This window comes from Pseudomonas sp. NFACC41-3 (assembly GCF_900109505.1).
In the GTDB taxonomy this organism is placed as follows: domain Bacteria; phylum Pseudomonadota; class Gammaproteobacteria; order Pseudomonadales; family Pseudomonadaceae; genus Aquipseudomonas; species Aquipseudomonas chlororaphis.
The window spans coordinates 235,383-259,473 of sequence record NZ_FOAE01000001.1; the positions used below are offsets into that span (position 1 = coordinate 235,383).

Sequence of the window (24,091 nt, forward strand, 5' to 3'; positions counted from 1 at the left end):
TGTGCCGCAGCCCAGGCTGCGGAGGCGGGGCAGGGGAGTCCGGTGAGGAGCGGTCACAGGTGGCGCGGCACTCATCAAGAGCGCAGCGCCGAATGCGCAGTACCTAACGAAGACGGTAAAAAGCATGAATCTTCACGAGTATCAGGGTAAGCAGCTGTTCGCTGAATACGGCCTGCCAGTATCCAAAGGCTACGCGGTAGACACCCCGGAAGAAGCAGCAGAAGCTTGCGACAAGATCGGCGGCTCCGAGTGGGTTGTTAAAGCCCAGGTTCACGCCGGTGGTCGCGGTAAAGCGGGCGGCGTAAAGCTGGTTCGCAGCAAAGAAGACGCTAAAGCATTCGCTCAACAGTGGTTGGGCAAGCGTCTGGTGACTTACCAGACTGACGCCAATGGCCAGCCAGTCACCAAGATCCTGGTTGAATCGTGCACTGATATCGCTAAAGAGCTGTACCTGGGCGCTGTCGTCGACCGTTCGAGCCGTCGCATCGTGTTCATGGCTTCCACCGAAGGTGGCGTGGACATCGAGAAAATCGCTCACGACACCCCTGAGAAAATCCTCAAGGCTACTATCGATCCGCTGGTTGGCGCTCAGCCATTCCAGGGTCGCGAGCTGGCTTTCCAGCTGGGCCTGGAAGGCAAGCAAGTCACTCAGTTCGCCAAGATCTTCGTCGGCCTGGCCAAGCTGTTCCAGGACCACGATCTGGCACTGCTGGAAGTGAACCCGCTGGTGATCAAGGCTGATGGCGATCTGCACTGCCTGGACGCGAAGATCAACATCGACGCCAACGCCATGTACCGCCAGCCTAAGCTGAAGACTTTCCACGATCCGTCGCAGGACGATCCGCGCGAAGCGCACGCTGCCAAGTTCGAACTGAACTACGTAGCGCTGGAAGGCAACATCGGCTGCATGGTCAACGGTGCCGGCCTGGCCATGGGTACCATGGACATCGTCAACCTGCACGGCGGCAAGCCAGCCAACTTCCTCGACGTAGGTGGTGGTGCTACCAAAGAGCGCGTGACCGAAGCCTTCAAGATCATCCTGTCCGACACCAACGTCGCTGCAGTACTGGTCAACATCTTCGGCGGCATCGTTCGTTGCGACATGATTGCCGAAGGCATCATCGGTGCAGTGAAAGAAGTCGGCGTGAAAATCCCGGTTGTTGTTCGCCTTGAAGGCAACAACGCTGAACTGGGCGCTAAAGTACTGGCAGAAAGCGGCTTGAACATCATCGCTGCTACCAGCCTGACCGACGCTGCTCAACAAGTTGTCAAAGCTGCGGAGGGCAAATAATGAGCGTCCTGATCAATAAAGACACCAAAGTTATCTGCCAGGGTATTACCGGTTCGCAAGGTAGTTTCCACACCCAGCAAGCCATCGAATACGGCACCAAGATGGTTGGCGGCGTAACTCCGGGCAAAGGCGGCACCGAGCACCTGGGCCTGCCTGTCTTCAACACCGTGAAAGACGCTGTAGCTGCCACTGGCGCCACCGCCAGCGTGATCTACGTTCCAGCTCCTTTCTGCAAGGACTCCATCCTGGAAGCGGCTTTCGGCGGCATCAAGCTGATCGTCTGCATCACCGAAGGCATTCCTACCCTGGACATGCTGGACGCTAAAGTTAAGTGCGACGAGCTGGGTGTTACCCTGATCGGCCCTAACTGCCCAGGCGTGATCACTCCAGGCGAATGCAAGATCGGCATCATGCCAGGTCACATTCACTTGCCAGGCAAGGTCGGTATCGTTTCCCGTTCCGGCACCCTGACTTACGAAGCCGTGAAGCAGACCACTGACGCCGGTTTCGGTCAGTCCACCTGCGTCGGCATCGGTGGTGACCCGATCCCAGGCTCCAACTTCATCGACATCCTGAAGCTGTTCCAGGAAGACCCGAAGACCGAAGCGATCGTGATGATCGGTGAGATCGGCGGTTCGGCTGAAGAAGAAGCGGCTGCCTACATCAAGGCTAACGTGACCAAGCCGGTTGTTTCCTACATCGCTGGTGTGACTGCTCCTCCGGGCAAGCGCATGGGCCATGCTGGCGCAATCATCTCTGGCGGCAAAGGCACTGCAGACGAGAAATTCGCTGCTCTGCAAGACGCAGGCGTGAAAACCGTGCGTTCGCTGGCAGACATCGGCAAGGCCCTGGCCGAGCTGACTGGCTGGGCTGTCAAGTAAGCCTCGCGCTTAGCTGACGCTCCACCAACAAAGGCCACCTTCGGGTGGCCTTTGTGCTTTCTGGCTGTCGGGAAGGGGCGTGATCATGGCAAACGGCTATTTATCTACATAAACGCGACACGCAAATGTCGCTGATCGGACAGTTCGCCCTCTAACAGTGCGTTTGTCTTACAAATTCGGTAGTCTAGCCGCCTCTTTTGCGTCTGCGTCCCACAAGGAAGCCGCGCGCTAAACGGGTCAGTCCTATACGGACCGACAGCATTTCCCTCACCCATAAGGGAAATCCCTCTCTAAATTCCGATTCAGTAGTGTGGTATTTCCTTAATGAAAGTGTTGAAAGGCCAGGACATTCTGGCACTGGGTTTTATGACCTTTGCCCTGTTCGTTGGGGCCGGCAATATCATCTTCCCGCCTATCGTTGGCTTGCAGTCCGGACCTAACGTCTGGATCGCGGCGCTGGGTTTTCTGATCACCGCCGTGGGCCTTCCAGTGGTGACCGTCGTTGCGCTGGCCAAGGTCGGCGGGGCGATGGACGCGCTGAGCAGCCCGATCGGCAAGATCGCCGGTGGCCTGCTGGCGGCGGTCTGCTACTTGGCGGTCGGCCCGTTGTTCGCGACGCCGCGTACCGCGACCGTGTCCTTCGAAGTAGGCCTGGCGCCCCTGACCGGCGAAAGCCCGCTGGCGCTGTTCCTCTATAGCTCGGTGTATTTCCTGCTGGTGTTTTTCATCTCCCTTTACCCAGGACGCCTGCTGGACACCGTTGGGCGTTTCCTCGCGCCGCTGAAGATCATCGCCCTGGCCGTACTGGGCATCGCCGCGTTCGCCTTGCCGGCCGGTGATATCGGTACCGCGACGCCCGAATACGTTGCGGCGCCGTTCTCCCAGGGCTTCATCAATGGTTACCTGACCATGGATACCCTGGGCGCGCTGGTGTTCGGCATCGTCATCGTCAACGCCATCCGTTCCCGCGGTGTCGAGTCGCCACGCCTGATCACCCGTTACGCGATCATCGCCGGGCTGATTGCCGGTGTCGGCCTGGCGCTGGTGTATGTCAGCCTGTTCCGCCTGGGTTCGGGCAGTCACGAAGTCGCGGCCGGTGCCACCAATGGCGCGGCGGTGCTGCACGCTTATGTGCAACACACCTTCGGTTCCCTGGGCAGCGGCTTCCTCGCTGTGCTGATTTCCCTGGCCTGCCTGGTGACTGCTGTCGGTTTGACCTGCGCTTGCGCCGAGTACTTCAGCCGCGTACTGCCGCTGTCGTACAAGACCCTGGTGATCATCCTGGCGGCGTTCTCGCTGCTGGTGTCCAACCTGGGCCTGACCAAGCTGATCGCCTTCTCCATCCCGGTGCTGACCGCCATCTACCCGCCGTGCATCGCCCTGGTGGCCCTGAGCTTCTGCAAGGACTTCTGGCATGAGCAAGGCCGCATCGTCGGTCCGGTGATGCTGGTGTCCTTCCTGTTCGGCCTGATCGACGCCCTCAAGGGTGCCGGCCTGGCGGACTGGATGCCAACCCAGTTGATGCACCTGCCACTGAGTGAGCAGGGCCTGGCGTGGCTGGTGCCTTCGGTCATGACCCTGGTGGTCGCGGTAGCCTGCGACCGCCTGCTGGGCAAGCGCAGCGAAGCCCTGGCCTAATCCGCTATCTGCCGGGGCCCGTCACAAGCGGGCACCGAGTAGCCATGAAAATGCCCCGTATCCAGCGATACGGGGCATTTTTTATGGGCGGCCGATGGTGTCTTTTTTCCTCGATCAACGTCGAAGCAGTGCCAGTTGTATCCGCACTCTGCCAACGCCTATCCGGGAACCTGCATGTCGTTCGTCGAAGCCAACCTGATCCATCTCATCGCCGCCCTCTGGTTTGTCATCTGCTGGGGCGGCTACACCCGCTACGCCACATGGAAGGGCCGCGATACCGCGTGCCTGGCCAGCGTGCTGCACCTGTACCGGGAAGACTGGATGCGCCGCATGCTGCTGCGCGATAACCGCATTGCCGACGCCAGCGTGATCGGCAACCTGGAGCGCAACGCCTCGTTCTTTGCCTCCAGCACCCTGATTATCCTCGCCGGTATCCTCACCGTGCTCGGCGCTTCCGAGCGTGCGGTGTCGCTGCTGGCCGACATTCCCATGGTGCAGCAGGCCTCCCAGGGCATGTCGGAGATCAAGCTGCTGTGCTTGGCACTGGTGTTCGTCTACGCCTTCTTCACCTTCAGCTGGTGCATGCGCCAGTACAACTTCGCGGCCATTCTCGTGGGCTCGGCGCCGATGATCGGTGAGCGACATGTTTCCGAACAGGAGCGAAAAGCCTTTGCAATGCGGGCCGCGCGGGTGATTTCCATGGCCGCCAACCAGTTCAACTTCGGCCTGCGTTCCTATTACTTCGGCATGAGCATGCTGGCCTGGTTCGTCAGCCCCTGGCTGTTCATGCTGATGAGCGCGGGCGTGGTGCTGGTGCTGTACCGCCGGGAGTTTCATTCCGACGTGTTGGACGTGATGGTCTATACCCCTACAGAGGCGCCATTGCCCGAGGCGAACAAGGAGATAGCCTGATGAGTATTGCTTTCTGGTGTGTGTTTATCAGCGCGCTGTTGATTTACGTGGCGCGCATACCGGTAGCCAGGGCGATGAAAGAGCAGGGCGGCTACGACAATCACCTGCCACGCCAGCAACAGACACAGCTCACGGGGTTCGGCGCCCGGGCAGTGGCGGCGCACCAGAACAGTTTCGAAGCCTTCATGTTATTTGCGGTCGGGGTGCTGATGGCCCATACCACCCAGACTCAGGGCTGGTTGATCGACGGCCTGGCGATCGTCTTCGTTATCACGCGGGTTATCTATCTGCTGTGCTATTGGGCGGATCTTGCCTGGCAGCGCAGTCTGGTCTGGTTTATCGGTCTGCTCTGCTCATTGCTGCTGATGCTTAGTCCGACTTTTCGCAGCCTGTTGGCTTAGCGTTATTGCAGACAAAGTAAAGCCCGCACTAGGCGGGCTTTCTTTTTGCTGCACTAAAACCGGATTAGTTGGTTTTAGGAGCGGCTTCCTTGGCAGCTTCTTCAGCCGCTGCTTTGTTCGATTCAACCTGATCTTTGGCTGCTTCGGCGTTTTCTTTTGCAGCTTCGTTCACTTTATCCTGAGCTTCATTCATTTTCTGTTGAGCTTGCTCAGCATGTTGGTTGGCATCTTGAGCTTTGTCCTCGGATTTTTTATCGCAGGCAGCGAGACCGAGGGAAGCGGTCAGCATCAGGGCAATAGCTAAAGTCTTACGCATGGGGTGTTTCTCCTTATTGAAGATATCTTCTCGCCTTTCGAGCATGGCTCTACAGGTTAAGTTCCTTGAAAGTTAAAGATATATAAAGTGCCGGCAATATGGAACTTTTACCTGTCGCGTTAACCGAGCGGTTTTGACACCAACTAGAGAATTTCCTTATGGAGCAGAACCCTGTTTTTGAGCGTGCGACGCGGTTTTTGTCGGCGCTGCGCCATTGCCAGGTATTGGCCATGAGCGTGCACAGCGCCTCAAAAGACGGCATCACCCTGATGTTGCCTTACAGCCCGCAGATAGTCGGCAACCCAGAGACCGGAGTGATCCACGGTGGCGCGCTGACCTCGTTGATGGACACCGCCTGTGGCATGGCCACGTTGTGCGTCCTGCCGGAGTTCGAGGTCTGCCCGACCCTGGACCTGCGCATCGATTACATGCACCCGGCGCAGCCGGGCAAGAGCGTGTATGGCTTTGCCCAGTGCTACCGGGTGACCACCGATGTGATTTTCACCCGCGGTTTTGCCTATCAGGACGACCCCGAGCACCCTGTTGCCCATGTGGTGGGCACCTTCATGCGCATGGGCAAGGGCATCAAGGGCAGCAAAGGTTTTGCCGGTGCCATCAAGGGCGAGCGGCCATGAGCGACGATTTCCAGAAGCAAGTGCAGCATGCCCACCAGCAAGGCGATTACGCCGCGCTGCTGCAATTGATTCCCTACGCCAGGCTGATTGGCATCGAGTGTTCGCGGCAGGGCGATGAGTTGCTGTTTCGCCTGCCCGCCAACCGCGACAACATCGGCAACCCGTTGCTGCCGGCCCTGCACGGTGGGGTGATTGCCGGATTCATGGAGCTGGCCGCGGCCCTGCATCTGTTGATTGGCACCGGCTCGCCGGGCGTGCCGAAAATCATCGACTTTTCCCTCGATTACCTGCGTGCCGGGCAATTTCGCGATACCTATGCCCGATGCCAGGTCTGCCGCCAGGGACGGCGGGTGGCGAATGTGGCCATCACCGCCTGGCAGAGCTCCGCAGAGGAACCGATTGCCACCGCCCGCGCACATTTCAAACTCGAAGAAAGTCCAGGGCCTTGAAATCTCAGGTATAGCCCCCAACTCTGTGGACATCCCGCCGTAAGCCCTCCGGGCGCGGCTTATGCCATCTGATTGGAGTTTGATGACCATGAGTGTGGAAACTCAAAAGGAAACCCTGGGCTTCCAGACCGAGGTGAAGCAACTGCTGCACCTCATGATCCATTCGCTGTATTCCAACAAGGAAATCTTCCTTCGCGAACTGATCTCGAACGCCTCTGACGCTGTCGACAAATTGCGCTTCGAAGCCCTGTCCAAGCCTGAGTTGCTGGAAGGTGGCGCGGAGCTGAAAATCCGTGTGAGCTTCGACAAGGACGCCAAGACCGTCACCCTCGAAGACAACGGCATCGGCATGAGCCGGGACGATGTGATCACCCACCTGGGGACCATCGCCAAGTCCGGCACCGCCGATTTCATGAAAAACCTCACCGGCGACCAGAAGAAGGATTCGCACCTGATCGGTCAGTTCGGCGTGGGCTTCTATTCCGCCTTCATCGTCGCCGACAAGGTCGATGTCTTCAGCCGCCGCGCCGGCCTTGACGCCAGCGAAGGCGTGCACTGGTCCTCCAAGGGCGAAGGCGAGTTCGAAGTCGCGACCATCGACAAGGCCGACCGCGGTACCCGCATCGTCCTGCACCTGAAGTCCGGCGAAGACGAGTTCGCCGACGGCTGGCGCCTGCGCAACATCATCAAGAAGTACTCCGACCATATCGCCCTGCCGATCGAGCTGCCGAAAGAGGCCGCTGCCGCAGAGGGCGAGGAGAAGCCTGCGCAGGAATGGGAAACCGTCAACCGCGCCAGTGCCCTGTGGACCCGTCCGCGTACCGAAATCAAGGACGAGGAATACCAGGAGTTCTACAAGCACATCGCCCACGACTTCGAGAATCCGCTGAGCTGGAGCCACAACAAGGTCGAAGGCAAGCTGGAATACAGTTCGCTGTTGTACGTGCCGGCCCGTGCGCCATTCGACCTGTACCAGCGTGAAGCGCCGAAAGGCCTGAAGTTGTACGTGCAGCGCGTGTTCGTGATGGACCAGGCCGAATCCTTCCTGCCGCTGTACCTGCGCTTCATCAAGGGCGTGGTCGATTCCAACGACCTGTCGCTGAACGTGTCGCGGGAAATCCTGCAGAAAGACCCGATCATCGACTCCATGAAGTCGGCGCTGACCAAGCGCGTGCTGGACATGCTGGAAAAACTGGCGAAGAACGAGCCTGAGCAATACAAGGGCTTCTGGAAAAACTTCGGCCAGGTGATGAAGGAAGGCCCGGCCGAAGACTTCGCCAACAAGGAAAAGATCGCCGGCCTGCTGCGCTTCGCCTCCACCCAGGGCGACGACGGCGAGCAGAATGTTTCCCTGGCCGAGTACCTGGCACGCGCCAAGGAAGGCCAGGACAAGATCTACTACCTCACCGGCGAAACCTACGCGCAGGTCAAGAACAGCCCGCACCTGGAAGTCTTCCGCAAGAAAGGCATCGAAGTACTGCTGCTGACCGACCGCATCGACGAGTGGCTGATGAGCTACCTGAGCGACTTCGACGGCAAGGGTTTTGTCGACGTGGCGCGGGGTGACCTGGACCTGGGCAACCTGGACTCGGAAGAGGACAAAAAGGCCGCGGAAGAAGTCGCCAAGAGCAAGGAAGGCCTGGTGGAGCGGATCAAGACCGCCCTGGGCGATACCGTCAGCGAAGTGCGGGTTTCCCACCGCCTGACCGACTCCCCGGCGATCCTGGCGATCGGCGAGCAGGACCTGGGCTTGCAGATGCGCCAGATCCTCGAGGCCAGCGGGCAGAAGGTGCCGGATTCCAAGCCGATCTTCGAATTCAACCCGGCTCACCCGTTGATCGAGAAACTCGACGGCGAGCAGAGCGACGAGCGTTTCGGTGACCTGTCGCACATCCTCTTCGATCAGGCGGCCCTGGCTGCCGGCGACAGCTTGAAAGACCCGGCCGCCTATGTGCGCCGCCTGAACAAGCTGCTGGTTGAACTGTCGGTTTAACTGCGTTGTATAAAAACCCGCTTCGGCGGGTTTTTTCATTCCGGTGTTTTTGAATCAGGAGTCTGAAATGAGCCAAGTCACTGTTCGTTCCCTGGTCTACCAGATTGATGGTCAATCCTATGAAAGCCGCCTGGCGTTCGATGCCAGCCAGCAGGGCCCGCGTCCGGGGCTGTTGATGGCGCCGAACTGGATGGGCGTCGGCGCCGGTGCGGAGAAGATCGCTGAGGCGGTCGCCGCCAAGGGGTATGTGGTGCTGATCGCCGACCTGTACGGGCAACAGGTCCGCCCGAGCAACGGTGACGAGGCGGGCGCCGCGATGATGCCGCTGAAGAATGACCGGGCCTTGCTGCGCAAGCGCATGCAGGCGGCCTTCGAGGCGCTGCAGAGCCAGCAGGAGGCGGCGGTGGACAAGGCCCGGCTGGCCACCTTCGGCTTCTGCTTTGGCGGCTGCTGCTCCCTGGAGCTGGCGCGCAGTGGTGCGCCGCTGCAAGCCGCGGTGTCGTTCCACGGCACCCTGGATACGCCGAACCCGGCCGACGCACGGAACATCAAGGGTTCGGTGCTGGTGCTGCATGGCGCTTCCGACCCGCTGGTGCCGAAAGAGCAATTGCCGGCCTTCGAAGAGGAAATGAATGCCGCGGGCGTGGATTGGCAACTGCTGAGCTACGGCGGCGCGGTGCATTCCTTCACCGATCCGCACGCCAATGTGCCGGGCAAGATGATGTACGACGCCAAGACCGCTCGTCGCGCTTTCACCTCGATGCACAACCTGCTGGATGAAGTGTTCAAGGGCTGAGCCCGGGAACCACAAGCCCGCTTGGCGATGCAATACGGCTCTCAGTGAGCCGCCTTGTACGCCAGGCGGGCTTTTTTGTGCCTGTCGGCCATTCAGATTCGCGTCAGTGCCTGGGCCAGGTCGGCGCGCAGGTCCTCGACATCCTCGACCCCCACGGACAAACGCACCAGTCCATCGCCGATGCCGAGCTGTGCCCGGGTGTCAGCGGGAATGCTAGCGTGGGTCATGATCGCCGGGTGCTCGATCAGGCTTTCCACACCGCCCAGGCTCTCGGCCAGGGCGAAGATTCGCACGCTCTCGAGAAAACGCCTGGCGCCGGCCAGGTCGCAGTCCAGGTCGAGGGAAATCATCCCGCCGAAACCGTGCATCTGCCGCCGTGCCAGTGCGTGCTGCGGGTGGGACGGCAAGCCCGGGTAGTAGACCCGCGCTACCTGTGGCTGGCGCTCCAGCCATTGCGCCAGCTCCAGGGCGTTGCTGCAGTGGCGTTCCATGCGCAGCGCCAGGGTCTTCACCCCGCGCAGGGTGAGGAAGGCGTCGAACGGCCCGGCGATCGCTCCCACGGCGTTCTGCAGGAAGCCCAAACGTTCGGCCAGGTCGGGGTTCTGCCCGACCACCGCGATGCCGCCGATCACGTCGGAATGGCCGTTGAGGTACTTGGTCGTCGAGTGCAGCACGATATCGAAGCCCAGCTCCAGCGGACGCTGGATCCACGGGCTGGCAAAGGTGTTGTCGGCGACGCTGATGATGCCCCGCGCCCGGCAGATGCGCGCGATGGCGGCGAGATCGGTGAGGCGCAGCAGGGGATTGCTCGGGGTCTCGACCATGACCATCCGCGTGTCGTCCTGCAGCGCCGCTTCGAAAGCCGACAGATCGGTCAGGTCGACGAAGCTGAAGCGATGGCCGGCGCTGCGTTGGCGCACCTTGTCGAAGAGACGGAACGTCCCGCCGTACAAGTCATTGCCGGAAACGATATGCGCGCCCGCGTCGAGCAGTTCGAGCACGGTGGAAATCGTTGCCAGCCCGGAGGCGAAGGCGAAGGCCTGGGTGCCGCCCTCGAGGTCCGCCACGCAGCGCTCCAGGGCCCAGCGCGTGGGATTGTGCGAGCGCCCGTAATCGAGCCCCTTGTGCACCCCGGGGCTCTGCTGGGCATAGGTGGAGTTGGCGTAGATCGGCGGCATCAGCGCCCCGGTGGAAGGGTCCGGCGTTTGCCCCGCATGGATTACCCGGGTGGCGAAGGCGCGTGGCGCGCCGGTTTCATCCTGTTGGCTCATGGCAGTGATCTCCGTAAGTGGTTGAGCATGTCGACCCGGGTAATCAAGCCGTGGAAGCCCGAAGCGTCGGCGATGATCGCCACGAAGCCACGGTCGAGTTCCGCCTCCAGTTCGGCCAGGCTGGCGCCGGGAGGCAGGGTTTCCAGCTGATCGGTCATGGCGCTGGCCACGGTCTTGCGAAAGTGTGAAGCATCTTCGTGCACGCCCAGCAGGATGTCCGACTCGTCGATCACCCCGACCAGCCGCTGCCCGTCCACCAGCACCGGCAGTTGCGACACATCGGCCAGGCGCATGCGCTGGAAGGCGGTGAGCAGGGTATCGTCCGGCCCCACGCTGATCACCCGGCCATCTTCGAAGCGCCGCGCGATCAGGTCGCGCAGGTCGCCGTAGCCTTTGCGTTGCAGCAGGCCCTGGTCGTTCATCCATTGGTCGTTGTAGATCTTCGACAGGTAGCGGGTGCCGGTGTCGCAGACGAAGCTGACCACCCGCTTCGGCTCAGTCTGCTCGCGGCAGTAGCGCAGAGCCGCGGCCAGCAGGGTACCGGTCGAAGAGCCGCCGAGAATACCCTCGGCGCGCAGCAACTGGCGGGCGTGCTCGAAACTTTCCTCGTCGCTGATGGAATAGGCCTTGCGCACGCTGGAGAGGTCGGCGATGGATGGAATGAAGTCTTCGCCGATGCCTTCCACCGCCCAGGAACCGGGCGTGCCGAGGGCGCCGCTGCGGCTGTATTCGGCCATCACCGAGCCCACCGGATCGGCCAGGACCATGGCCAGGTCCGGCTGCACCCGGCGGAAGAACCGGGTCAGGCCAGTCAGGGTGCCGGCGGAGCCGACGCCGACCACGATGGCGTCCACGTCATGCTGGGTCTGCGCCCAGATTTCCGGCGCGGTGCTGCATTCGTGGGCCAGCGGGTTGGCTGGGTTGTTGAACTGATCGGCGAAGAACGCGTCGGGAATCTCCTTGGTCAGGCGCGCGGCCATATCCTGGTAATAGTCAGGGTGGCCCTTGCCGACATCGGAGCGGGTGATGTGCACTTCGGCGCCCATCGCCTTGAGGTGCAGGACTTTCTCGGTGGACATCTTGTCCGGCACCACCAGGACCACTCGATAACCCTTGGCGCGGCCGACCAGGGCCAGGCCGAGGCCGGTGTTGCCGGCGGTGGCCTCGACTATGGTGCCACCGGGTCGCAGGCGACCATCGCGCTCGGCGGCGTCGATCATCGCCAGGCCGATGCGGTCCTTGATCGAGCCACCGGGGTTTTGCGATTCAAGCTTGAGAAACAGCGTACAGGGGCCGGTATCGAAACGGCTGACACGCACCAGCGGCGTGTTGCCGATCAGTTCGAGCACGGCGGGACGGGAGTCGTTCGGCATGTCGTCACCTCGCTGCGCAAAGCTGCGCTGGATGGGCGACCCACGGCGAATCATCGCGCGCCGGTCGCAGGCAATGCATCGCTTGGACCATAGGCCGGGATCCGGCCACCCGCAACCGCTCGCGCCGGCCGGTACCTGGTTGCGCAACCAGGCGGCGGGGAAGCCTTGACCTGTCCAGATCACCGAGCGCCCGGCGCTACAGGGGTGACGGCGAGCCTTTGCCCTTGGGCAGTTCGATTCTTTCGCTTTCCCCCGGCACCGTCGGCCAGTCGCCGGCGGCCCAGCGCTGGCGGGCTTCATCGATACGCGCCGGGTCGCTGGAGACGAAGTTCCAGTTGATCCGCCGCGGACCGTCCAGCGGCGCGCCGCCGAACAGCACGGCATGGCAATCGCTGTCGGCGAACAGGGTGGGAGTGGTTCCGGTGGGCAGGATCACCAGCGCATGCGGCTCGACGGGCTCGCCATCCAGCTGGGCGTCGCCTTCGAGCACGTACAGGGCGCGCTCTTCATGTTCGGCAGGGATCAGCAGGGTGGTCGCGGTCTGCAACTGTATTTCGGCATACAGGGTCGGGGAGAGCACCGGTACCGGTGATTCCAGGCAGAAACCGCTGCCGGCGATCATGCGGATCCTGACCCCGAGGTTGTCGCTGACCGGCAAGGTCGCGGCTGGGTGATGGCTGTAGTGCCCCGGGCCTTGTTCATGAGCCTTGGGCGAAGCCAGCCAGACCTGCAGGCCGTGCATGCTGAAGTCGCTGTCGATCAGCGCCTGCGGGGTGCGTTCGACATGGGCGATGGCGCTGCCGGCGGTCATCCAGCTGACATCCCCCTGGTTCACCACCTGATCGGAACCCAGGCTGTCCTTGTGCTGGATCTGCCCCTGGAACAGGTAGGTCAGGGTCGACAGGCCGATATGCGGATGCTGGCGGATATTCATGCCCTTGCCCGCGGGGTAGCGGGTTTGCAGCATGTGATCGAAAAACACGAAGGGCCCGACGCTGCGGCATTGGGCCGAGGGCAGCGGACGCAGGATGGGTTGGCCTTCGACGTCCTCGGCGCGAGGGCGAATCACGAGTGGTGTGTTCATGGTGCATTCCAGGCTGATCGGGTTATGCCCGGGAGCATAACCCGCTTGTGCGAGCCGTGGCGCTATTGGCTGAAGGCGCCTTCGGACAGGTGGGTCTCGATGCTCACCTCGGCGGTGGTCATCAGCTTGTGCACCGGGCAGCGGTCGGCGACGCGATGCAGTTCTTCACGCTGGGCGTCGGTGAGCACGCCCTTGAGGGTCAGCTTGACGTGCAGCGCGTATTTGCCTTTCTGCTCCTGGCTGTTGTCGTGCTTGACCTCGACCGTGACGCCGGTGAGTGGAATCTCTTTTTTCTGCGCATACAGCTTGAGGGTCAGGGCCTTGCAGGCGCCCAGGGCGGCATCGAAGAAGTCGTGGGGTTCCGGCGCGGAACCTTCGCCGCCCAGGGTCTTGGGCAGGTCGGCGAACAATTGATGGTCATCGATCTGGATGCTGTGGCGGAAACCTTCGCTGGATTCGGTGTTGACGGTGATAGTCATGACGGACCTCGGGCAGTGGTGGGCAGTCGGAACAGACGTTGAAAGGTGGTGCAGTTATAGAGCATTACGCTTGCCGTGCGTTCCCCTTTTTCTGAACCGTCACCTGCGGGGCAGGGTCTACCCAGCGTCAACCGACGGGAGCCCGCCCATGCACTGGATCTATCTGAGCACCTTGCTGTTGCTGCTGCCGAGCGCCTGGGCCCAGGCCCGCGACTACGCCTACAGCGATGCTCACTTGCATTACGTCGACTTTTTCCAGGAGTCGGCGGGCATGGACAAGCTGCTCAAGGCCATGGCCGACAATCGCATCGAGCATGTGATGATTTCCGGTATCCCGGTGGCCAAGAAATGGCATGAAGACGAACCCAAGCGGCCGCGCTACTACGCCGGCGACGACGCCGAGGCCTACTGGTACAGCGCCACCGATGTGATTGTCGCCGCCGCGGTGAACCGTCTGACGCCCGAGCAGCGCCAGCATTTTCATCCGTTCCTCTCCGGCTTCAACCCCAATGACAAGAACTCCGACGCCCATATCCAGCGCATGCTCGACCTCAACCCGGGGCTATGGCAGGGCATCGGCGAGGTGTTCACCCGCCACGACGACCTGACCGCGCTGACCTCCGGCGATACGCCACGGGCCAATAACGAGGCGATGACGCGGATCTATCACCTGGCGGCGGAAAATGACTTGCCGGTGATGCTGCATTCCAACATCACCTCCAAGCGCGAGAAGAACCCGCTGTACCTGGCGGAAATCGAAGAGCCGCTGCGCAATCACCCTCACACGCGTTTTATCTGGGCCCACGCGGGCACCAGCGTGGAGATCCATCGGCATCAGGTGCAGCTGGATTTTCTCCTGCCGACCCTGGCGCGGATGCTCGAGTCTTATCCCAACCTCTACATCGATCTGTCCTGGAGCGTGCTCAGGCCGTATCTGCTGGATGAGCAGGGCATGCCCCGGGCGCAGTGGCTGAAGCTGGTGGAGCGTTTTCCCGAGCGTTTCATGCTGGGTTCGGACGTGGTAGGGCGCTTCAACAAGCTGGGGCGGGAAATGCGCGGCTTCGATCCCTTCCTCGATGCCTTGCCGGAGGCCGTGGCGCGCAAGGTGGCCCGGGACAACTTTCTCGCCGTGCTGCCGCGCGCTCGTTGATCCTGGGTGGCTCCAATGCGCGGGCGTTGCCAAGGCGCTGGCGATGCAGGTTTGTCATCAGCCTGTCATGCCTGCGTCATAGGCTCGCGCCATCTCAATCAAGGAGCGCGATATGCACCTCACCCGTTTAAGCGCATTGGCGGCGCTGATGATGCTCAGTGGCCTTGCCAGTGCTGAAGTCCGTGTCGAAGGACCGGTGGAATATGGTGTGTTCGAGGGGCCGAAGGCCGCGTTGCAGTCGGGTGAGCGGGTGCTGCGGCGCAGCAACGAAAACATCGAGCAGACCGAGATCGTGCCCGCGCGGCTGGGCACCAAGTTCGGCCTGCGTTATCAGTTGACCGGCAAGGTGGCCGAGGATGTGCCGCTGACCCTGTTGTATTTCACGCCGGGCATCCGTACCCCGGATGGCCAGCGTCACGACAAGCTCGAAGTGACCCAGAAACTGGTGCCGGGCGCGCCGCAGGACATCATGGCCTATGAGTTCACCGAGAGTCATGAGGTGATCCCCGGCGAGTGGCGTTTCATGGTGTTCCAGGGCGACCGTTTGTTGGTCCAGCAGCGTTTTACCGTACGCTGAATCGGTTACGCCCAGGCATCGGAGTGCTTGGGCGTTTTGATATCACGTTTTCGTCTTAAGCAAATTTTCCGCGACCCGATACCTTCAAGAGCAGCCCGCTGTATGGCGAATGCAGCGCTTTTGGAAGGAACCGGAGAATGAGCATCAGGAGTCTCAACATTGCACCGCGCGCGGGCCTGGGCTTCGGCCTGCTGGCGTTGATGGTGTTCGGCCTGGGGGCGTTCGCCCTGTTGCAGATGTCGAACATGCGCGCGCAGTCCGACGAGGTCGACAACAACTGGCTACCCAGTGTGATGTCGGTGGGCGAAATGAATCAGGACCTGCTGCGGGTCCGTGCGCTGACTCTGCGCTTGCTGGTCAACCGCAGCCCCCAGGCCCTGGCGCAGAACGAAAGCAAACTCAATGAGATCAAGCGCGGCATGACGGTGGCCCAGGAGCGCTATAACGCGCTGATTGTGCTGCCGGAAGAGCGTGTGCTGTTCGATCGCTACAAGGCCGCCGAGAAGCGCTACCTCGAGCATCAGAACCAGGTAATGGCGCTGTCGCAACAGGGGCGTGTCGAGGATGCGGTCGCGGTGGTCAATGGCGAGATGAGCCAACTGGCCGATGAGCTGGCGGGCACTCTCAACGAACTGGTGGCCCTGAACCGGCACAACGCCAACCTGGCCACCGAGCTGGCCAGGGCGGTGTTCAGCAACGCCAAGGTCTGGGTGGTCGTAATGGTCGTGGTGGCTGGCCTGATGACCATTGTCCTGGCCCTGTTGCTTACCCGCAGCATCGTGCTGCCGCTCGCGCAATCGCTGAACGTGGCCGAGGTGGTGGCCGGCGGCGACCTGACCGAGGACATTCGTATCAGCGGCAAGGATGAGCCGGCGCGCCTGCTGCAGGCGCTCAAGGCCATGCAGCACAGCCTGCGGGAGACCATCCGGCGTATTTCCGACTCTTCCAGCCAGTTGGCTTCCGCTTCGGAGGAGCTCAGTTGCGTGACCGAGGACGCCACCCGCGGCCTGCACCAGCAGAGCCAGGAAATCGAACAGGCGGCGACCGCGGTGAACCAGATGACCGCCGCGGTGGAGGAGGTGGCCAGCAATGCCGTGGCAACGTCCGAAGCCTCCCGCCAGTCCGACCTGATTGCCCAGCATGGACGTGAGCAGGTGCGCCAGACGGTACAGTCCATCGAGTCCCTGGCCGACGACGTGACTGCCAACGCCTCCCAGGTCGAAGAGCTGGCGCAGAAGGTGTATGGCATCAGCAAGGTGCTGGATGTGATTCGTTCGGTGGCCGAGCAGACCAATCTGCTGGCCCTGAATGCCGCCATCGAGGCGGCGCGGGCCGGGGATGCCGGTCGCGGGTTTGCGGTGGTGGCGGACGAGGTGCGGGCGCTGGCGCATCGTACCCAGCAATCGACCCAGGAGATCGAGCAGATGATTGGCGGCATTCAGCTGGGCACCGAGCAGGCTGTCAGCTCGATGCAGCAGAGCAACAGTCGGGCCCGCTCGACCCTGGAGCTGGCCAAGGCGGCGGGGGCGGCGCTGGAGGAAATCGCCGGGGCGATCACCCTGATCAACGAGCGCAACACGGTGATCGCCAGCGCCTCGGAGGAGCAGGCGGCGGTGGCCAGGGAGGTGGATCGCAACCTGATGAACATCCGCGACCTGGCCATGCAGACCTCGGCCGGGGCCAACCAGACCAGCGCCGCGAGCCAGGAGCTGTCACGGCTGGCGGTAGACCTGAACACCCTGGTGGCGCGTTTCTCGGTGTAAGTGCTTTTGCGCGGGGGAAAACAGCCGCCCAATAAAAAACGCCCCGAACCAGTCGGGGCGTTTTTCATGGGGTGAAGCGGCGGGGCTTACTTGCCCTGCCAGCGCTTCAGGACCAGGGTGGCGTTGGTGCCGCCGAAGCCGAAGCTGTTGCTCATCACGGTGTTGATGGTGGCGTCTTCGCGAGTCTTGGTCAGGATCGGCATGTCGGCCACTTCCGGGTCCAGCTCGTCGATGTTGGCGGAACCGGCCATGAAGTTGCCTTCCATCATCAGCAGGCAGTAGATCGCTTCGTGAACGCCGGCGGCGCCCAGGGAGTGACCCGACAGGCTCTTGGTGGAGCTGATGGCTGGAGCCTTGTCGCCGAACACTTCACGCACGCCTTTCATTTCCGCGACGTCGCCGACCGGAGTCGAGGTGCCGTGGGTGTTCAGGTAGTCGATCGGTGCGTCGACAGTGGACATGGCCATCTGCATGCAACGGATTGCACCTTCGCCGCTTGGCGCCACCATGTCGTAGCCGTCGGACGTCGCGCCGTAGCCAACGATTTCGGCGTAGATCTTCGCGCCACGGGCCAGGGCATGTTCCAGCTCCTCGACCACCACCATGCCGCCACCGCCGGCGATGACGAAGCCGTCACGGTCGGCATCGTAGGCGCGGGAGGCTTGTTCCGGGGTGTCATTGCGCTTGCTGGACAGGGCGCCCATGGCGTCGAACAGGAACGACTGGCTCCAATGTTCTTCTTCACCGCCGCCGGCGAACACGATGTCCTGCTTGCCCATCTGGATCTGTTCCATGGCGGTACCGATGCAGTGAGCACTGGTGGCGCAGGCGGAAGCGATGGAGTAGTTCAGGCCCTTGATCTTGAACGGCGTGGCCAGGCAGGCGGAAACGGTGCTGCTCATGGTCCGCGTCACGCGGTATGGGCCGACGCGCTTGACGCCTTTCTCGCGCAGGATGTCCAGCGCTTCCATCTGGTTCAGGGTAGAGGCGCCGCCAGAGCCGGCGATCAGGCCGGTACGCGGGTTGGAAACCTGCTCTTCGGTCAGGCCGGAGTCGGCGATGGCGTCTTTCATGGCCAGGTAGGCGTAAGCCGCCGCGTGGCCGACAAAGCGATAGATCTTGCGATCGATCAGCTCTTCGAGATTGAGGTCAATGGAGCCGGAAACCTGGCTACGCAGACCCATTTCGGCATATTCCGGGTTGAAGCGGATGCCAGGGCGACTTGCACGCAGGTTAGCGGAGACGGTCTCTTTGTCATTGCCCAGGCACGAAACGATGCCCAGACCAGTGATAACGACGCGGCGCATGCGGATAACCCTTAGAAGTTGTCAGTGGAGGTGAAAACGCCGACTCGGAGGCCTTCGGCGGTGTAGATTTCGCGGCCGTCGACGCTGACCGAGCCATCGGCGATGGCCATGTTCAGCTTGCCCTTGAGGACGCGCTTGATATGAATGTTATAGGTGACTTTTTTAGCGGTCGGCAGCACCTGGCCAAAGAACTTCACTTCGCCCGAGCCCAGGGCGCGACCGCGGCCCGGCAGGCCTTGCCAGCCCAGGAAGAAGCCGACCAGTTGCCACATGGCGTCGAGGCCCAGGCAGCCCGGCATCACCGGATCGCCTTCGAAGTGGCAGGCGAAGAACCACAGGTCAGGGGTGATATCCAGCTCGGCGACCAATTCACCTTTGCCGTACTTGCCACCCTCTTGGCTGATATGAGTGATGCGATCCACCATCAGCATGTTCGGGGCGGGCAGTTGCGCGTTACCTGGGCCGAACAGCTCACCGCGACTGCAGCGCAGCAGATCTTCCCGAGTAAAGGCGTTTTGTTTGGTCATGCGAGCTCCTCAATAGTCCCATGCGGCAGGGTGGGGCAAATCTTCCCGGCCGATCGAAGCGTTCATGCCTCGAGCCGGCAGCCTACTCATAGACTATTGCGTTGTGGTGAAAGTCACAGCACAAGGGACATGAATGTACACTTGTGCACTGAAATTATTATACAGGCCCTGTGAGGGGCCTGTTCGGGTGCCTAAGACTGCCGCACTTTCGCCCTTCACGCCAGTCGCAGATGGTCGATAAGTGGCCGCTACTGCACCCAGCGTTGGAGAATTTGCTGCAGATCCGTGCGTTTGAACGGCTTGGCCAGGTAATCGTTCATTCCCGCCGACAAACACGCTTCGCGGTCGCCCTGCAAGGCGTTGGCGGTCAAGGCGATGATCGGCAGGTCGGCGCATCCGGGCAGTTGGCGGATCTGCCGGGTGGCCTCGTAGCCGTCGATCAGCGGCAGCCGGCAATCCATCAGGATCGCATCGAAGATCAGGCTCTCGGCGCTGCGAATGGCCTGGGCGCCATCGGTGGCGATGCTGACCGTGAAGCCCAGGCTGCGCAGCATGGCCTGGATCACGGTCTGGTTGACCGGGTTGTCTTCCACCAGCAGCACGTTGCGTCCTTCGCCATGGGCATGCCCGCTGTGCACCCGCGGCGCCAGCACTGGCAGGCTTTGCTGGTACAGCGCCAGCGGGATCTCCAGGGTGAACACCGAGCCGCGGCCTTCCTCGCTCTGGGCGCGCAGGGTGCCGCCCATGCGTTCGGCCAGGGTGCGGGCGATCGGCAGCCCCAGGCCGGTGCCGCCATAACGCCGGGAAATCGAACTGTCGGCCTGCTGGAAGGCGTTGAACATCAGTTCCAGGCTTTCGGTGCTGATGCCAATCCCGCTGTCGCGCACGCTGCAGGTGAACCACAGCAGTTCATGGTCCAGGGCCTGCCATTGCGGCTCGACGGTGACGCTGCCTTGCTCGGTGAACTTCAAGGCGTTGCCGATCAGGTTCACCAGGATCTGCCGGATGCGCGTCGGGTCGCCTTTGACCTGCAGCGACTCCATGCCGGGCGGCAGTCGCAGCTGCAGGTCGAGCCCGCGCTGCGCGGCGCTGTGCTGGAAGGCCTGGGCCGAGCTGCCGATCAGTTCGGCGAGGTTGAACGGGATGTGCTCCAGCTCCAGGGCCGAACGCTCGATGCGCGAGAAGTCGAGGATGTCGTTGATCACCTTGAGCAGGTGCTCGGTGGACTCGGAGGCCAGCGCCGCGTATTCGTGCTGTTCATCGGTCATTTCGGTGGTTTCGAGCAGTTGCAGCATGCCCAGCACGCCGTTCATGGGCGTGCGCAGTTCATGGCTCATCATCGCCAGGAAGTCCGACTTGGCATTGTTGGCCCGCTCCGCTTCTTCGCGGGTCTGGATCAACTGGGCCATGGCCTGGTGTTGCTCGCGGCTGGCCTGTTCGAGGCCGGCGGCCAGGTTGTTGATATGCCGCGAAAGATCGCCCAGCTCGGCATCGTCAACGATCGGCAGCGGGGTCTTGAAGTCACCCTGTTGAATGGCCTTGACCGCGGTGCCCATGGCGCTGATCGGCTGCGACAGGCTGGCCGCCAGGCGGCGGGCCAGGAGGAAGGTGAACAGCAGGGCGAACAGCGCGAGGATGCCGGCCTTGAACAGGATCTCCTGCTGGCGCTGGCTGAAGGCGTCGTTGGACATGCCGACGATCACTCGCCCCAAGTAGTCCTCGCTGGGGCTCACGCTGGCGCTCGGGTCGTCCTGGAAAAAGTCGTTGCTGAGCTGGATGCGTTGCAGGCGCACCGGGGCCTGGAACACTTCGACCTGCTGTGAGCGGTGGTGGGTTTCCGAAGGCTGCTCGACGTACACCAGGATCTTGTTGCGGCTGTCCTGGACTTCGAGAAAGCGCACGTGGGGCGTGGCCAGGGTGGCCTTGAGCAGGCTCTCGAGACCTTCGCTGTTGCCCGAGATCACCCCGTATTCGGTGGCCGGCGCCAGCTGGTTGGCGATCAACTGGCCGGTGTGGTTCAGCTCCTGGCGCAGATCCTGGATCCGCACGAAGGTAAAGAAGCTGATCAGCAGCAGGGTCAGCAGCAGCGCCGGGCCGAGGCAGATGATCTGGGTGCGGGTACTGATGTCCCAACGGCGACGGAAGGTCATGGGCGTTTTTCTCCTTCGGCCAGCTGGGTCGCCACCGATTTCTCGTCTATCGGTTCGACGCCCAGGGAGCGTGCCACCTGCGGGTTGCTCAACACCTTGAACGGTTGCGGATACAGGGTACGCGGCCAGTGGGTCGTGGGTCGGTCCAGCAAGTCGTCGAGCACCTGCAGCCAATCGTCCTGGTCGCTGTAGGTGCTAGCCAGGCTGCCGGCCTTGACGAAGCCGGCATTGGGGCCGATCAGCGCCAGTTGCCGGGCATAGCTGCTCAATAACAGGTTCTTCGCGGTTTTCGGGTTGTACAGCTGCGGGTCGTCCAACCCCAGCAGGACGTCGCTGCTTTTCAGCAGGCTTTGCAGCGGACGGCTGTCATTGGTGTCGTCCCAGCGCTCGGCGACGATTTCCAGCCCCAGGGGATGGGCGGCCTGATGCAGCTCCTTGAGCAGGAATTCGCTGTCGGCGCCGTAGAGCACGCCGATCCGCCGGGCCTGGGGCAGGATCTTGCGGATCAGCCGCAATTGCCGAGCCAGTGGCGGGTCGCTCCATAACAGGCTCAGCCGGGGTGAGGGCGCGGCCCCCAGGCGCTGCTGAGCCTGGATCCGGCCGATGCGCAATACCAGCGTGGCCGGGCCCTGGGCCTCCTGCTGGCGCCATTCGAGGCTGGCCGGGTCGAGCAGGATCAGCCGGGTGCCCGCTGGCAATTGACCGGGGGCAGGCAGGTTGGCCAGGAGCTCGAAGCGCACGTCGTCCTGTGGCCGCTGTTGCGCCAGCGCCTGGGCAAAAGCCTGCACGCCGGCGCTGTCTTCGGCGCCGGTCAGCAACACCTGGGCCGCCCATGCGGGGAATGCACCCCAGAGGCAACAGAACAGCAGCAGGCGAACCCGGAAACGGTTCAAGGCAGGCGTCATCCCTGACTGACGGTGGCTCATGCTAGAACGTCAACTCCGCACTGAAGTAGAGGACGTGGTGCGAGTCATAGTTGTTGTCGACAAAGGTGGTGGGCTCGTCGTCGAGCCGTTGCTGGAGCACGCCGGCCAGCTCCAGGCTGCCCTTGCCCAGGGGGATACGCTTGGCGACACGGGTATCGACCCGTTCGAAGCGATAACCGTTGAGCGCGCTGGAACCATAGTAGAAGAGCGCGCTGGACCAGCCCTGGCCCCAGTCGCGCAACCAGCCCGCCGAGCCGCTGTGGCGCGCGGTCAATTGCTCGTCCAGCGGGTTGCTGGCCTCGGCGTCGACATAGGCGTACGTCAGGCGCAGCCGGTCCGCCGGGTTCAGGCGCCAGTCCAGCTGGGTTTCGCTGCCGGCAAAGCGTGAGGCGTTGCTGTTGCTGGCGATGTACTGGTTGTTGCGCAGCGGCTCGCTGATCATCCCGCTGATTTCGTCGTAGAACAGCTTCACGTCGAGGTTCAGCCCGAGATCGGCGAAAAAGCCGTTGTAGCCCAACTCCCGCGAGCGCATGCGTTCCTGGTCGAGGTTGCCCGGGCCGCGGGTCTTGACGAAGTACTGGGCGCTGGGCTGGCCGTAGGCGGTCGGGCTCAGCTTGGTGACCCGGTAGCTCCAGTTGACGTTGTTCTCGAACATGTCCGGCGAGCGGATCGCTTCCGAATATACCGCCCGCAGGCCGTGGCGCGGGTTGATCAGGTAGTTGACCGCCACCCGCGGGGTCAGCGAGCTGCCGCTCAGCTGTGAGTCTTCGAACATGGCGCCGCCCTGCAACAGCCAGTGTTCGGTGGCGCGCCATTCCAGCTGGCCGAAGGCGCGCCAGGTGCTGTCGTCGAGGGTGCCGTTGAAATAGGTTTGCGAGTCGGCGCGGTCGTAGCGATAGTTCAGGCCGCTGACCAGGCGCACGCCATCGGACAGGCTCAGGGTGTCCTGCAGTTCGAGGTCGTAGCGCGATTCGCGGGCGCTCTGGTCGATATCCCCGCAGACCGTGCGCTTGGCGCCGTCCTTCCATTGCGTCAGCACCTGGTTCGCCAGGGCCTGTTCGGCCGCGGTGCCTGGAGGGGCGCCGGAGCCGGTGAAATTGTCCATGTGCCGGGCCAGCAGTTCGGCGTAGTTCGGGTTGAGCTGCCAGAGGCGGGTCAGTTCCGGGCTGAACGACACCTCGGCGTCACAGGCGCGCCAGTTCTGCTGACGGTCCCAGTGCTGGGCCGAGCCTTGTATATAAAGGCTGTGGTCCGGGTTGATGTCGAGGTTCCAGCGTAGCGAGCCGGCATAGTCCTTGGCGATCACGTCGGAGTTGTAGCCGGCCGAAGTGATGCCGGAGAACACCGGCCGGTAGGTATAGGGGCGCTGGTTGCTGCCTTCCTTGGCGCTGAGTTGCCAGTCGATGCTCTGCCGCTCGTCAAGCATCTGGCTGACCGACAGGCTGAAGCGGTTCAAGCGTCGGCTGTCGCGGTAGTCGGCACCGTTGCGATCGCTGTCGAAGCCGTCGTCCTCCTGCCCGGACAGCGACAGGCGCAGGTCGCCGGTGTCCCAGCCGGTGCCCTGGCTGGCGTACCAGTCGCTGATGCCGCGCTGGCCGCGGGTGACCTTGATCCGCGTGCCGTGGCTGTTGGCGGGCGAGCGGGTGATGATGTTGATCACCGCCATCAGCGCGTTGGCGCCGTAACTGACGGTATTGGGGCCGCGGAACACCTCGATGCGCTCGATGTCCTCCATGGCCACCGGAATGTCGCTCCAGTCCACGGTGGCCAGGCCCGCCCGGTACACCGAGCGCCCATCGATCAGCACCTGCATGCGGCGCGCTTCGCTGGCATTGGTGCCGTGATAGTTCACTGCGGCCTGGTTGCCGCTGATATTGCCGACCATCATCCCCGGCACCAGGCGCAGCAACTCGCTGATATCGCGGGCGCCGCTGGCGTTGATCAGTTCGCTGTCGAGCACGGTCATGCTGCCGGGCACGGCCGCAGGAGACTGTTTCAGACGGGTGGCGGTGAGGATTTCCGGCAGCGGCTGGCTGTCCAGGAACAGATCGTCGGCCAGCACCGGGGTGCTGCAAAGCAGCGCCAGCAACAGGGATGGGCGGGAGAGGGGAGGGCCAGGATACACGGCACAGCCTTGATAACGAGTAATTGCCGCGCATGTTAACCGAGATG

Annotated in this window: 22 protein-coding genes; 12 read left to right on the top strand and 10 right to left on the bottom strand. The window is 62.5% G+C overall.

Features of this window, described 5'->3' with window-relative positions:
• The first annotated feature begins 124 nt into the window (after positions 1–124).
• From sucC to BMY68_RS01070, 5 genes are all read left to right on the top strand, one after another.
• Complete coding sequence (sucC, locus tag BMY68_RS01050) at positions 125–1,291, top strand: ADP-forming succinate--CoA ligase subunit beta (protein ID WP_007931510.1); 1,167 nt, start codon at positions 125–127, stop codon at positions 1,289–1,291.
• Positions 1,291–2,172: a succinate--CoA ligase subunit alpha gene (gene sucD, locus BMY68_RS01055; RefSeq protein ID WP_007931513.1), complete on the top strand. Its 882-nt coding sequence runs from the start codon at positions 1,291–1,293 to the stop codon at positions 2,170–2,172. Before sucC ends, sucD begins: the two co-directional genes overlap by 1 nt.
• A gap of 324 nt (positions 2,173–2,496) precedes the next feature.
• Entirely contained in the window at positions 2,497–3,810 is a 1,314-nt protein-coding gene (brnQ, locus tag BMY68_RS01060; RefSeq protein ID WP_085530192.1) for a branched-chain amino acid transport system II carrier protein, read from the top strand.
• Positions 3,811–3,984: 174 nt separating this feature from the next.
• Entirely contained in the window at positions 3,985–4,722 is a 738-nt protein-coding gene (locus tag BMY68_RS01065; protein WP_007931525.1) for a DUF599 domain-containing protein, read from the top strand.
• Complete coding sequence (locus tag BMY68_RS01070) at positions 4,722–5,123, top strand: MAPEG family protein (RefSeq protein WP_009042792.1); 402 nt, start codon at positions 4,722–4,724, stop codon at positions 5,121–5,123. The genes BMY68_RS01065 and BMY68_RS01070 overlap by 1 nt, the downstream gene beginning before the upstream one ends.
• A 64-nt stretch (positions 5,124–5,187) precedes the next feature.
• On the opposite strand, the gene BMY68_RS01075 is transcribed toward BMY68_RS01070, so the two are convergent.
• Positions 5,188–5,439, bottom strand: coding sequence for a hypothetical protein (locus BMY68_RS01075; protein ID WP_009042793.1), 252 nt, complete (start codon positions 5,437–5,439; stop codon positions 5,188–5,190).
• 158 nt (positions 5,440–5,597) lie between these two features.
• On the opposite strand from BMY68_RS01075, the gene BMY68_RS01080 reads away from it, so the two are divergent.
• From BMY68_RS01080 to BMY68_RS01095, 4 genes are all read left to right on the top strand, one after another.
• Positions 5,598–6,074: a PaaI family thioesterase gene (locus BMY68_RS01080; RefSeq protein WP_009042794.1), complete on the top strand. Its 477-nt coding sequence runs from the start codon at positions 5,598–5,600 to the stop codon at positions 6,072–6,074.
• Positions 6,071–6,523, top strand: a complete 453-nt coding sequence (locus tag BMY68_RS01085) for a PaaI family thioesterase (RefSeq protein ID WP_009042795.1) — start codon at positions 6,071–6,073, stop codon at positions 6,521–6,523. The genes BMY68_RS01080 and BMY68_RS01085 overlap by 4 nt, the downstream gene beginning before the upstream one ends.
• A gap of 88 nt (positions 6,524–6,611) precedes the next feature.
• Complete coding sequence (gene htpG / locus BMY68_RS01090) at positions 6,612–8,516, top strand: molecular chaperone HtpG (RefSeq protein ID WP_053260599.1); 1,905 nt, start codon at positions 6,612–6,614, stop codon at positions 8,514–8,516.
• Positions 8,517–8,583: 67 nt separating this feature from the next.
• Positions 8,584–9,312, top strand: a complete 729-nt coding sequence (locus BMY68_RS01095) for a dienelactone hydrolase family protein (RefSeq protein ID WP_085530193.1) — start codon at positions 8,584–8,586, stop codon at positions 9,310–9,312.
• A gap of 92 nt (positions 9,313–9,404) precedes the next feature.
• Here the strand turns inward: BMY68_RS01095 and BMY68_RS01100 are convergent, their stop codons facing one another.
• The 4 genes from BMY68_RS01100 to BMY68_RS01115 all read right to left on the bottom strand — a co-directional run bounded on the left by BMY68_RS01100 (position 9,405) and on the right by BMY68_RS01115 (position 13,519).
• Positions 9,405–10,583 carry a trans-sulfuration enzyme family protein gene (locus tag BMY68_RS01100; RefSeq protein WP_085530194.1) on the bottom strand — a complete coding sequence of 393 codons (1,179 nt, stop codon included), beginning with the start codon at positions 10,581–10,583 and terminating at the stop codon, positions 9,405–9,407.
• Positions 10,580–11,956, bottom strand: coding sequence for a pyridoxal-phosphate dependent enzyme (locus BMY68_RS01105; RefSeq protein ID WP_085530195.1), 1,377 nt, complete (start codon positions 11,954–11,956; stop codon positions 10,580–10,582). The genes BMY68_RS01100 and BMY68_RS01105 overlap by 4 nt, the downstream gene beginning before the upstream one ends.
• Before the next feature lie 196 nt (positions 11,957–12,152).
• Positions 12,153–13,040, bottom strand: a complete 888-nt coding sequence (locus tag BMY68_RS01110) for a pirin family protein (protein WP_085530196.1) — start codon at positions 13,038–13,040, stop codon at positions 12,153–12,155.
• 62 nt (positions 13,041–13,102) lie between these two features.
• Positions 13,103–13,519 carry an OsmC family protein gene (locus BMY68_RS01115; protein ID WP_007931549.1) on the bottom strand — a complete coding sequence of 139 codons (417 nt, stop codon included), beginning with the start codon at positions 13,517–13,519 and terminating at the stop codon, positions 13,103–13,105.
• Positions 13,520–13,667: 148 nt separating this feature from the next.
• On the opposite strand from BMY68_RS01115, the gene BMY68_RS01120 reads away from it, so the two are divergent.
• The 3 genes from BMY68_RS01120 (at position 13,668) to BMY68_RS01130 (ending at position 17,009) form a co-directional block, all read left to right on the top strand.
• On the top strand, positions 13,668–14,669 hold the full coding sequence (locus tag BMY68_RS01120; protein WP_085530197.1) for an amidohydrolase family protein: 1,002 nt from the start codon (positions 13,668–13,670) through the stop codon (positions 14,667–14,669).
• Positions 14,670–14,781: 112 nt separating this feature from the next.
• A complete protein-coding gene (locus BMY68_RS01125) occupies positions 14,782–15,246 on the top strand; it encodes a DUF3859 domain-containing protein (protein ID WP_009042803.1) in 465 nt (154 codons plus the stop codon).
• A 137-nt stretch (positions 15,247–15,383) separates the two neighbouring features.
• Positions 15,384–17,009 (top strand): methyl-accepting chemotaxis protein, encoded by a 1,626-nt coding sequence (locus BMY68_RS01130; protein WP_062823213.1) that lies wholly within the window; start codon positions 15,384–15,386, stop codon positions 17,007–17,009.
• A gap of 86 nt (positions 17,010–17,095) precedes the next feature.
• Here the strand turns inward: BMY68_RS01130 and fabB are convergent, their stop codons facing one another.
• From fabB to BMY68_RS01155, 5 genes are all read right to left on the bottom strand, one after another.
• Positions 17,096–18,316: a beta-ketoacyl-ACP synthase I gene (gene fabB / locus BMY68_RS01135; RefSeq protein WP_007931556.1), complete on the bottom strand. Its 1,221-nt coding sequence runs from the start codon at positions 18,314–18,316 to the stop codon at positions 17,096–17,098.
• Between the two features lie 11 nt (positions 18,317–18,327).
• Positions 18,328–18,843 (bottom strand): 3-hydroxyacyl-[acyl-carrier-protein] dehydratase FabA, encoded by a 516-nt coding sequence (fabA, locus tag BMY68_RS01140; protein ID WP_007931558.1) that lies wholly within the window; start codon positions 18,841–18,843, stop codon positions 18,328–18,330.
• Between the two features lie 248 nt (positions 18,844–19,091).
• On the bottom strand, positions 19,092–20,993 hold the full coding sequence (locus tag BMY68_RS01145) for an ATP-binding protein (RefSeq protein WP_009042805.1): 1,902 nt from the start codon (positions 20,991–20,993) through the stop codon (positions 19,092–19,094).
• Complete coding sequence (locus BMY68_RS01150; protein ID WP_175534800.1) at positions 20,990–21,919, bottom strand: ABC transporter substrate-binding protein; 930 nt, start codon at positions 21,917–21,919, stop codon at positions 20,990–20,992. The genes BMY68_RS01145 and BMY68_RS01150 overlap by 4 nt, the downstream gene beginning before the upstream one ends.
• Before the next feature lies 1 nt (position 21,920).
• Entirely contained in the window at positions 21,921–24,044 is a 2,124-nt protein-coding gene (locus BMY68_RS01155) for a TonB-dependent receptor plug domain-containing protein (protein WP_085530198.1), read from the bottom strand.
• Between the last annotated feature and the right edge of the window lie 47 nt (positions 24,045–24,091).